This window comes from Shewanella sp. SW24 (genome assembly GCF_025653395.1).
In the GTDB taxonomy this organism is placed as follows: domain Bacteria; phylum Pseudomonadota; class Gammaproteobacteria; order Enterobacterales; family Shewanellaceae; genus Shewanella; species Shewanella oncorhynchi.
In genome coordinates, this window is record NZ_JAKKSH010000002.1 from 116,788 (window position 1) to 126,950 (window position 10,163).

12 protein-coding genes are annotated in these 10,163 nt (G+C 44.1%); 5 read left to right on the plus strand and 7 right to left on the minus strand.

Annotated features, from left to right (window positions below; translation table 11 throughout):
- Positions 1–394 precede the first annotated feature (394 nt).
- The gene (locus tag L5M17_RS02420) at positions 395–700 is read right to left on the minus strand and encodes a DUF962 domain-containing protein (RefSeq protein ID WP_263144958.1); all 306 of its coding nucleotides are present in this window, start codon (positions 698–700) and stop codon (positions 395–397) included.
- Positions 693–1,331, minus strand: a complete 639-nt coding sequence (locus L5M17_RS02425; protein ID WP_263144961.1) for a GNAT family N-acetyltransferase — start codon at positions 1,329–1,331, stop codon at positions 693–695. Before L5M17_RS02425 ends, L5M17_RS02420 begins: the two co-directional genes overlap by 8 nt.
- Before the next feature lie 149 nt (positions 1,332–1,480).
- Between L5M17_RS02425 and L5M17_RS02430 the strand changes: the two genes are divergently transcribed.
- On the plus strand, positions 1,481–1,714 hold the full coding sequence (locus tag L5M17_RS02430; protein ID WP_028760620.1) for a DUF2789 domain-containing protein: 234 nt from the start codon (positions 1,481–1,483) through the stop codon (positions 1,712–1,714).
- A gap of 11 nt (positions 1,715–1,725) precedes the next feature.
- Here the strand turns inward: L5M17_RS02430 and L5M17_RS02435 are convergent, their stop codons facing one another.
- Positions 1,726–2,133 (minus strand): DUF3192 domain-containing protein, encoded by a 408-nt coding sequence (locus tag L5M17_RS02435; RefSeq protein ID WP_028760621.1) that lies wholly within the window; start codon positions 2,131–2,133, stop codon positions 1,726–1,728.
- A gap of 164 nt (positions 2,134–2,297) precedes the next feature.
- Between L5M17_RS02435 and L5M17_RS02440 the strand changes: the two genes are divergently transcribed.
- Together L5M17_RS02440 and L5M17_RS02445 are read left to right on the plus strand one after the other, a co-directional pair.
- Positions 2,298–2,681 (plus strand): hypothetical protein, encoded by a 384-nt coding sequence (locus tag L5M17_RS02440; RefSeq protein WP_131523814.1) that lies wholly within the window; start codon positions 2,298–2,300, stop codon positions 2,679–2,681.
- A complete protein-coding gene (locus L5M17_RS02445) occupies positions 2,681–3,454 on the plus strand; it encodes a Zn-ribbon-containing protein (RefSeq protein WP_263144964.1) in 774 nt (257 codons plus the stop codon). The genes L5M17_RS02440 and L5M17_RS02445 overlap by 1 nt, the downstream gene beginning before the upstream one ends.
- 95 nt (positions 3,455–3,549) lie before the next feature.
- Here the strand turns inward: L5M17_RS02445 and syd are convergent, their stop codons facing one another.
- Positions 3,550–4,200, minus strand: a complete 651-nt coding sequence (gene syd, locus L5M17_RS02450; RefSeq protein WP_028760624.1) for a SecY-interacting protein — start codon at positions 4,198–4,200, stop codon at positions 3,550–3,552.
- A gap of 59 nt (positions 4,201–4,259) precedes the next feature.
- Between syd and queF the strand changes: the two genes are divergently transcribed.
- Positions 4,260–5,117 carry an NADPH-dependent 7-cyano-7-deazaguanine reductase QueF gene (gene queF / locus L5M17_RS02455; protein WP_263144967.1) on the plus strand — a complete coding sequence of 286 codons (858 nt, stop codon included), beginning with the start codon at positions 4,260–4,262 and terminating at the stop codon, positions 5,115–5,117.
- An 82-nt stretch (positions 5,118–5,199) separates the two neighbouring features.
- Here the strand turns inward: queF and L5M17_RS02460 are convergent, their stop codons facing one another.
- Positions 5,200–6,141, minus strand: a complete 942-nt coding sequence (locus L5M17_RS02460; RefSeq protein WP_263144971.1) for a LysR family transcriptional regulator — start codon at positions 6,139–6,141, stop codon at positions 5,200–5,202.
- A 123-nt stretch (positions 6,142–6,264) separates the two neighbouring features.
- On the opposite strand from L5M17_RS02460, the gene L5M17_RS02465 reads away from it, so the two are divergent.
- Positions 6,265–8,253 (plus strand): alkyl/aryl-sulfatase, encoded by a 1,989-nt coding sequence (locus L5M17_RS02465; RefSeq protein WP_263144975.1) that lies wholly within the window; start codon positions 6,265–6,267, stop codon positions 8,251–8,253.
- A 171-nt stretch (positions 8,254–8,424) separates the two neighbouring features.
- Here the strand turns inward: L5M17_RS02465 and L5M17_RS02470 are convergent, their stop codons facing one another.
- Positions 8,425–8,970 (minus strand): hypothetical protein, encoded by a 546-nt coding sequence (locus tag L5M17_RS02470; protein ID WP_263144978.1) that lies wholly within the window; start codon positions 8,968–8,970, stop codon positions 8,425–8,427.
- A gap of 88 nt (positions 8,971–9,058) precedes the next feature.
- Entirely contained in the window at positions 9,059–9,928 is an 870-nt protein-coding gene (locus tag L5M17_RS02475; RefSeq protein ID WP_317629583.1) for a 4'-phosphopantetheinyl transferase family protein, read from the minus strand.
- Positions 9,929–10,163: the final 235 nt, after the last annotated feature.

Here is a 10,163-nt window from a genome sequence, read left to right on the forward strand (position 1 = left end):
ATACAACTCACTGTCCCTAATCATCCTTGAAAAGCAATCCTGCTTTTCCTTAGCCTATCCTAGGCGAATGACAGTTTTCCTACCGTCAGCGATTTCAACCTTGAAATCTTAATTCGTTGCTTCTTGCGTCCCTTAGGCCTGTTTCGCTTTCCTTGCTATCCATTTACTTTGGCCATGAGTGAATTCTACGTTAACCCTAACGTTTTTGTTCGGCTCAAAGAACGGACTACAAAATTAATTACGGACCAACCAAAGAAAAATAAATACAACCCAATGATTCTATTTGAAATTAAATATTGTAGGACAAAAAACAATCAAAAAGAAAACATTATGTCCTACAACGTTTGTAAGCGATCTCTCACACGGGCATGGGCATCTCACTCGAGCAGTTTTTTTAACGTTTAAAAAAGCGGCGAATCATCTGAGCAAACATCACCCAATCTGCCATCAAACTGTAAAAAGGATACTGAAATGTCGCGGGTCGATTCTTCTCAAATACGAAGTGTCCCACCCATGCAAAACCATAACCAACAATAGGAATAAACCAACATAGCCACCAGGCTTGTGAAACCAAGGCAATGCCAATCAGCAGCAGAACTAAACAACTGCCAACAAAGTGTAATTTCCGACAAGTCGGGTGCTGGTGTTGGGATAAATAGAAAGGATAAAAATTGGCGAAACGTTTATAAGAGTTAGTCATCTTGTTGAACCGAATAGAATAAAAGCTGGCCATGGACACTGCCAATACTCAGCTCGCCTATGGATACAAAGTCATGCTGAGTAAACAGTTGCAAGTGGTTTTCCTGAGCGATAAACACACCAATGCCATCCAAATCAGGCTGCTCATCACACCAACTCACCACAGCTTGCACTAACTTATGTCCAAGTCTTTTATGCTGTTCATTTGGTGCAAGAGCAATAAACTGCAAAATACCGCAGTGCTTACTGGGTAAAAGTTCAATAATACTGGACTCTTTGTTCATTAGCGCTTGAGTCGATTGCCAACCTGTACCTAACAACATCTTTAAGCGCCAGTGCCAATAACGTCCTTCACCTAAAGGCACTTCTTGAGTAACTACACAGGCTAACCCAAAGAGTCTTTCATGGTCGAATAAACCAATGAGGGCTTGTTTTTGTTGCCATAACGTATTGAGTTCTTCCCTGATTGCGGCGCGCAATTTTTGCTCATAAGCGGCTTTGTCTGAGGTAAAGAGTGAATCGACAAAAAAAGGATCATCATGGTAAGCGTTATAGAGAATAGAAGCGGCAATGCGTAAGTCTTCCGCGGTCAAATAGACTGCGCGGCAGTCCTCCAGAATTTCATTGTCCATCGTTAGCATTCCTTGACTTAGCTCACACTTTTTATGCGTAACTGTTAATCTACCAAGGAAACTAAAAAGTGCAAATTTTAATCATAGATTGCATTTTTCAATCAGGCGCTTACTCTAAACGAAGGCACTATACTGAAAAGGAAATAATGATGGATACAACTCCAGTAGACTTAAGCCACTTGTTTGAGCAACTCGGTTTAGACAGTAGCGACGAGGCCATAGCGCAGTTTATTGCAACCCATGATATCGACCATCACATCCATTTAAGCCAAGCGCCCTTTTGGACCCCTGCCCAAAAGAGCTTTATCATTGAAGGTTTAGAAGCCGATGCCCTCTGGACTGAGCCCATTGAGCAATTAGACACTCAGCTACGTAAACGATAAGACTCGTTGGTTCAGATTTTACCGTAAGCCGTTTCACCCCAACCCACTAAGGCATTGTTGCTCAGCACGATAGGCGTGCATTCATCCTTAGTGGTTTTTCCATCGCCATTATTACGCTGGGTACGATAAAACAACACTAAGACTTCTTTATTGGCTTCACCTTGTTGAGCACTTTGTTGAATATAGGCTTCACTAAAATCAGCGGTGCCCATTAAGATCATCACTTGGTCTTTAGGCATACCTAAACTCAGTTTGGTTAAGTTAGTGCGATTTTTATCCTGCACTTTCTCCCAAGATTCGCTGCTATCCCAACCCGATTCTCCATCACCGACATTGACCACGCAGCCGCTAAGACCTAAGCTTGCGAGCCCTAAAAAAGTGATGGCGATAAGTTTGTTATTCAATTTATGGTTCATCATGTGACATCCTGTGTAATTATTATTGAAGCTTAAAAAATGGTATTTCGGCTGGACAATAAGCAAAATAAATGCCACAAGACAACACACTGTTTTTAAATGAAAAAATTAATTATTATTTTAAAATTGGTTTAAACAATTCAACAAATTAAGGAATTTTGCTAATTATGAGTCCCCTTGACCAAGTATTAGCGGCCGCACGTTCGCTCGAAGCCTGCGGTAAAGTACCGAGCCTTGCCTTAATTAAAACCCGTTTAGGTAGTAGCCTACCTTTACCTATATTGATCCAAGGCTTACAGCAATTTAAATCTATGCCTAAGGCGGATCGCGAGCGTTTAGCTGAGTTGCAAACTATCAGCCCTACAACTGACACTCCCGCAACTAACGATACCTTAACCCTTGCAGTGCTCGCCGAGCGCCTGCAGATGCAACAGGCGTATTTTGAACGTCATGCTGAGCAGCAAAAAACAGAAATAATGCAATTAAAAAACGAACTGCTTGAACTTAAACAACGCATCAACTTATTAGAAATCCAAGGAAAAACAGCTTAATGTTTGTCACTGAACTGCGCTTCGAATGCTTCGCCGACACCACGATATCTGCCGCCGAGAAGGCAATTAATCAGCTCCTTGAAGCCTATCGAGCTAATGGTCAAATCTTAGGACGAGAATTTGCGGTCGCCTTTAATGACGGTGAGTTTAGAGTGCGTTTATTGATGCCAGAGAAAAGCAGTTTAGCGCACAAATATTACAGCCCTTGGGTCAAAAAAGCCTTAGTAGAATTAACCGACGCTAAACTACTCGCGCCGCGGGAAAAGTTTATTGGTCAGGATATCAATTCTGAAGTAAGTAATACCGAAACACCCAGCTGGCAACTGCTATACACCAGTTTTGTGCATATGTGCTCGCCCCTACGCAGCGGCGACAATTTATTGCCCATTCCACTGTACCGTATACCCGCAACCTTTAATGGCGATCATAAACGTATTATCCGTTGGCAGAGCGAATGGCAAGCCTGTGATGAGTTACAAATGGCGGCGGCCACCAAAGCAGAATTTGCCGCACTTGAGGAATTATCGAGTCCGGACAGTGATTTATTTCGTAGAGGTTGGGATTTGCGCGGTCGTATCGAATATCTCACTCAGATCCCGACCTATTACTACTTATATCGCGTTGGCGGCCAAGATTTGGCTTCAGAAAAAACGCGACCTTGCCCACGTTGTGGCAGTCATGATTGGAAACTCGATGAACCTTTATTGGATATGTTTCATTTTCGCTGCGAGCCTTGCCGCATAGTGTCGAATCTGTCTTGGGATCATCAATAACATCTGTTTATCCCCTTGCAAAACTCAACCTAAAATAAGCCACGCTTAGGTTGAGTTAATACTTAGGTTGATAATAAAAATGTCGCTCACAGAAGTTAACGTTTACCGAAAAGGTTTTGCCACATACGTTTAAAACTGGCGAAAATACCAGGATGTTCTAATGCGGGCATAGGTAATTCTTCATGTTTAACGGGTGGTGCTATCCGTGGCGATAATGCTTCAATAAACGCAGTCAAACTCGAGGACAATTGCTCAGATTGCACTTCACCAGGGATTTCAATCCATACGCTACCATCACTGTTATTGATGGTGAGCATTTTATCTCCCTCATCTAACAGACCGATAAACCAAGTCGGTGACTGCTTCAGTTTTTTCTTCATCATCAGATGACCAATCAAGTTTTGTTGCAGGCAGTTAAAATCGTCATCATTCCAGACTTGCAGTAACTCCCCCGTGCCCCACTTAGAGTCAAATAATACTGGGGCGGAGAAATAATGACCGTAAAAATCATTGATCTCTGGCCATAAAGTTAACTCCAGTGCATGCTCTACATTGGCGAAACTGCCTTCAACTTTGCGTTTCACTGGCTGCCAAGAAACAGCCTGTTCAAGATCGGGTTGAAATTCGCCTTGAATACACACAGAAGGCTCACCCTGTGGGTAATAACGCGGTAGTTCACCTAAACTCGTTAAGTAAGCTTGATGATAGTTTTGCAAAAATTTATCGAGTGCGGGCAGACAAGACACTTAAGCACAATCCAATTTCAGGTATAATGTGCGCCTATTTTGACATGGAAACAGTATTGATGACACAGAATCACGATCCCTATAGTGATGCGCAAGCGCTTGTTGGCCTGACTTTAGGTAAAGCCACAGACTACCAAGCCGAGTATGATGCGTCGCTGCTGCAAGGGGTTCCACGCTCACTAAACCGTAATGCTATTGCACTCACTGGGACGTTACCGTTTCATGGTGCCGATATCTGGACGGGTTATGAGCTGTCTTGGTTAAATGCCAAAGGTAAGCCTATGGTGGCCATAGCTGAATTTCATTTAAGCTATGAAAGCCTGAATCTGATTGAGTCGAAATCGTTCAAACTGTATCTCAATAGCTTTAATCAAACCAAGTTCGATAGCATAGATTCACTGCAAAAGACCTTAGTCGCAGACTTAAGCCAATGTGCTCAAGGTGATATTAGCGTTAAAATCATCGAACCAAAAAGCTTTGGTATTCAGCGTATTATTGAGTTACCAGGCACTTGTATTGACGATCTCGATATTGAAGTCAGCGATTATAGTTTTAATCCTGATTACTTAGTTAACAGTACAGACGATAAGCAAACGGTCGCGGAAACACTTAATTCAAACCTGCTGAAATCCAACTGTTTGATCACTTCGCAACCCGATTGGGGCAGCGTGATGATCCGTTATCAAGGCCCTAAAATCGATCGCGAGAAACTGCTGCGCTATTTGATTTCTTTCCGCCAACATAACGAATTCCACGAGCAATGTGTCGAGCGAATTTTCGTCGATTTAAAACGTTTCTGTCATTGCACTAAATTGACAGTTTACGCCCGCTACACGCGTCGCGGTGGTTTAGATATCAACCCTTATCGCAGTGACTTCGAGCAACCTGGTGAAAGCCACAGACTCGCAAGACAGTAATGACCTTCTTAGGCGATTAGATTAACAATCTGAGATAGAAAATAAAATTTAAAAACTGCAACAAAGCTCTGAATCGCTAGCCCTAGCTGCTCGCTAGATTCAGAGCTTTTTTATTCACAGTGTTTGCACTCGCATTAAGCAATAAACGCCGTAGCCATTGGTGGCTCAGGTTTTGGGTATATTTACTGCTCCACACCATATACAAATCAATTGGCCTTGTTTTCAGGGGCATAGGTAAAATCTGTAAACCGAACATCTCAGCGTACTGACTGGCGTACCGCAAAGGCGCTATGCCTATCGCCTCACTTTTGCCGACAGTTGCAAACATACTCAATAAAGATGATTGCTCACTGTACATTTTGCGCCTTGGTAACACACCTTCGGTAAACAAATCCCCTGCAGTAAGATTAAAGCGCCGCATATTTAAAAAGACGTGTTTCTCCTCAAAATACTGCCCATGGGTGATAGCACCTTGAATACGAGGATGCTGCAAACTGACGATACAAACGAGGGTTTCGGTGAAGAGTAATTTGCTCGAGAGCAAACTTTGCTGCGCGGGCTTAATGTCTATCGCAACGGCGACCCGCTCAAGCAAAATATCGCGATATAGCTCATCCTCCTGCGGCGGCGACTCGCGGAAAATGACTTCAATATCCGCATTCTGTAACAAAGCCTGCACGCCTGATTGCAGCGCTTCGATAACCGACTCATTAGCATATACATAAAAGCGCCGCTGGCTCGAGTTGGGATCAAAATGCTCAAACCCCAGTAATACGGTTTCAATATCCGCCATGGGCTGCTCAAATTTACGGTACATCTCCCGTGCCACCGATGTAGGCTCAATTCCCCGTCCAACTCGATTAAACAGCGACTCCCCGACCCAAGCCCTGAACCGGCTTATCGCATTGCTCACGGAAGACTGAGTTAAATCTAACTCCTGTGCCGCTTGAGTGAATGAACGAGTACGGTAAACCACCATAAACACGCGTAATAAATTTAAATCTAATGGCTTTCGTGTCGGCATAAAAGAGTGCACTCATTCACTATATGAATATTACAACCCAAGCTAACTCGAGTTATCTAAATACACAAGCTGGCTATACTCAAACCATCAACGACACTATCCCACTTTTTGGTAGGTAAAATAATGCAAAAATCTTTGATGACAATGAGTATTATCGCCAGCTTCTCTTTAAGCGCCGTGGCTGCTGAACACGAGCATGAACATATCAGCCTGCACTATCAGGGAAAGCCTGCCACCGAGCAAACCATTGCGGTAAACAAAGCCTCAGCAGCAAGCCTTAATTTTGCCGATAAAAAAGCCTTTGAAGAGTTTTCTAAAAATCTTATTGCTGAACTAGATGAGCCAACAGCAGCCATTTTACGTGCCGATTTCAGCTTTATTGGCGACAAAACCCCAGACACAGTAAACCCTTCACTTTATCGCCAAGCCCAGTTGAATATGGTGTCTAACGGCTTATACAAGGTCACAGATGGCATTTATCAAGTGCGTGGCACAGACTTATCGAACTTAACCCTTATCCGCGGTAAAACGGGCTGGATCCTTTATGACGTACTGCTGACCAAAGAGTCTGCAAAGCAATCCCTTGAGTTTGCGCTTAAACACTTGCCCGAGGGCAATGACTTACCCGTAGTCGCAATGATTTATTCCCACAGTCATGGAGATCATTTTGGCGGTTCCCGCGCCATCAAAGACATGTTCCCAAACGTCAAAGTCTATGGTTCCAATAACATCACCAAAGAAATTGTCGACGAAAACGTCCTCGCTGGTAATGCCATGAGCCGCCGCGCCGCCTATCAATACGGCGCCACATTAGAGCGAAACGATCAAGGCATTGTCGATGCCGCACTTGCTAAGGGATTATCCAAAGGCGAAGTGACCTACGTTAAACCCGATGTCACCTTAAATGCCAAAGACAAGTGGGAAACACTCACCATTGATGGTATCGACATGGTGTTTATGGATGCCTCAGGCACAGAAGCCGCCTCGGAAATGGCCACCTATATTCCCTCAATGAAAGCATTGTGGACCGCAGAGCTCACCTACCACGGCATGCACAACATTTATACATTACGCGGGGCAAAAGTCCGAGATGCGATAAAATGGTCTAAGGATATCAACGAATTACTGACTCATTTTGGTAATGATGCACAGGTTATATTCACTGCCCACTCAGCCCCCGTATTTGGCAATACTGATATAAACCAATACTTAAGAATGCAAAGGGATAACTATGGCCTAGTGCATAATCAAACCCTGCGTTTAGCCAATAATGGCGTGGGTATTCAAGATATTGGCGATGCTATTCAAACCACTATCCCTAAGGCTGTGCGCGATACTTGGTACACCAATGGTTACCATGGCACCTACAGCCATAATGCCAAAGCCGTGTACAACATGTACCTTGGCTATTTCGATATGAATCCCGCCAACTTAAACCCACTACCGACAAAAGATGAAGCGACGAAATTTGTGGAGTATATGGGCGGTGCCAAAGCCGTCGTGAAACACGCCAAAGCCGACTATGCCCAAGGTGAATACCGTTTTGTGGCCACCGCACTCAATAAAGTCGTGATGGCAGAACCTAATAACAAAGAGGCAAGACAATTACTTGCCGATACCTATGAGCAACTGGGTTATCAAGCCGAAGGGGCTGGCTGGCGCAACATTTACCTCACTGGCGCCCAAGAGTTACGCGTAGGCATTCAACCCGGCGCGCCTAAATCGGCCTCAGCAGATATTTTAGGAGAAATGGACATATCGACCCTGTTTGACTTCCTCGCCGTAAAAGTCGATAGCCTCAAAGCTGCTGAACTTGGGCTAATCAGGCTTAATGTGATTAACCCCGACACCCAAGAAACGCTCTATGTGGAACTAAGCAACGGTAATTTAAGCAATATTAAGGTTGATAAACCAATGGAGGCCGATGCCAATCTTTATATTGATAAACGCTATATTACGGGGATTTTACTCGGAAAAGTCACACTTAAAGAGTTACTGGCCAAGGGTACTGCCAAGTTAGAAGGTGATAAAGATGCCTTCGGTAAGATAGCGTCGACCTTAGTAAAGTTCGATGAAAGCTTTGAAATCGTCCCATTACCAAGCACAAAATAACCAAATCAACGCCCTGAATCTTCAGGGCGTTTTATGGAAAAATTACACTAGCACTAACCATTCTGACACTTGGCGAGTCGTGTTCTGTAAGCAAAAGAGTGAAGTACGGATAGTCATTTGCACGGCATGTTCTCTCGTGCAATCTTTAAAGGCTAGATTAAAGTAAGAGAATTAATTCGCAGACTCTGGCGTTGGGACTGAAGTTTTGCACTCAAGCAATAACTGCTGAAAATGCCCGCCTAAGTCTTGCTGGGCAAATTGCTCGCTCGCGGTCACCATTTGCTTAAGGCTTTGTAAGGCTTGATCTAAACCTTGTTGCTCGATAAGACTTTTAGCATAAGCCGCCGCATCGGCGCCCTTTTGTAGCAAGCTCGCGACCTGATCAAAACTGATGTCTTGCTCCATTACTTTCTGTAAGTCACCCAGCAACTCTGCCACCTTAGCGGACTCCACCAGCGAGCCTTCAACATTGACTAACTTACCCAGCGGATCTTGGCTGAGTTTTTCAGCCACACAGGCCGAAACTGTGCCTGCTGCCGCGCTTTGAGCCACAACATCTAAGCCATTGGCACGAATTTGCTCAACCACTTGCTGCAACTGTGGATCTTGGGCTAACCAAGCCTGCTCTAATTGCTGCTTTTCATCGCCACCAAAATAACCACAACCAGATAGCAACACCATCATAGTGGCAGGTATTAGGCACTTAATCCGTTTCATTGTTAAACCTCATTTATTTCATTCAAATTCAAAATATTATGGGCGTGACTATACCCAGCAATGTTTAACCGAAGATGAATAAGACAAGTTAACCATAATCGGTAAGTAAGGCTTCTATGTTGCTCAGTTGCGCCGTTAGCATTATGGAAATCTCGGTGTTACCAGCATGCCCTAAGCTCACGGCAAAACGGTATTCCTCGGTCAAACGCCCAAAATAGGTTTGCCAATACAATGAACTTGCATCAATGGTTTGCAGCGGAATATTAGGATAGACACTCAGCAAAGGCGCTACACTACAGAACGGCATCAACGCTGCATCTTGGCATCTAAGCTCAACCGATCCGGCCACCAATTGCTCGAATGGCTTAAGATCAAAGCCGAAGGATTTAAGCGACTGCGCTAAACCTAGGCCAGTCGCCTTAATATAGGATTCCTTTAACGCCCATAAATCGAAAAAGCGCTGCCGCTGACTCGCTTCATCGACAAGGGTCAACAAAGCCGCAGTTTCTTGGGCGGAAAAATAATGATTTAGGATTGGATAGATATCCGTCTTCGGCCGCGATCTTTCAATATCGACCCCAAATAAACCAGACTCAACACCATGAAACTGAGCCACACCAATCAATAACCAATCGCCGCTATGGCTTAAGTTAAACTCAAGCCCCGTTTGCTGTTGCAATTTTGCCGTTAAACTCGGCTTACCCTTAGCGCCATATTCAAAACACCACTCGTGTGGCGATAAATCCGCATAGCGAGATAACACGGCCCGCAACGCTGCCCTGACCTGTAATCCCTTCATTTGCGCCTTGGGATCGCGATAACGCGCGACCTTGGCGAGTTCATCATCACTTAACCAAGACTGAGCGAGTGATGTTTGCGGCAATGAAATATCACTCAGTGGAATAAAAAATAGATCCACATTCACGCCGTTTTTGCTAGATGTTCTGGAGTCGGTCATTTGAGAGCCTTGCAGGACAAAGCCTTGCGGCTGATGGTTATCATTGTCTGGCTTTTTGGAGAGCACTTAGCAACATTCATATCTGGGTATTGTCTTGGTTCATCATTCTCTGAGTTCATTATGCATCTTAAATAGTTTCAACTAAGCCTGAGTTCAATTCTTAGCAGCACTCTAATTAGAGCAATTCTTAGAACGACCCTGAACGCCATCCTATGCGCAAATTTTTTGCTGCAAT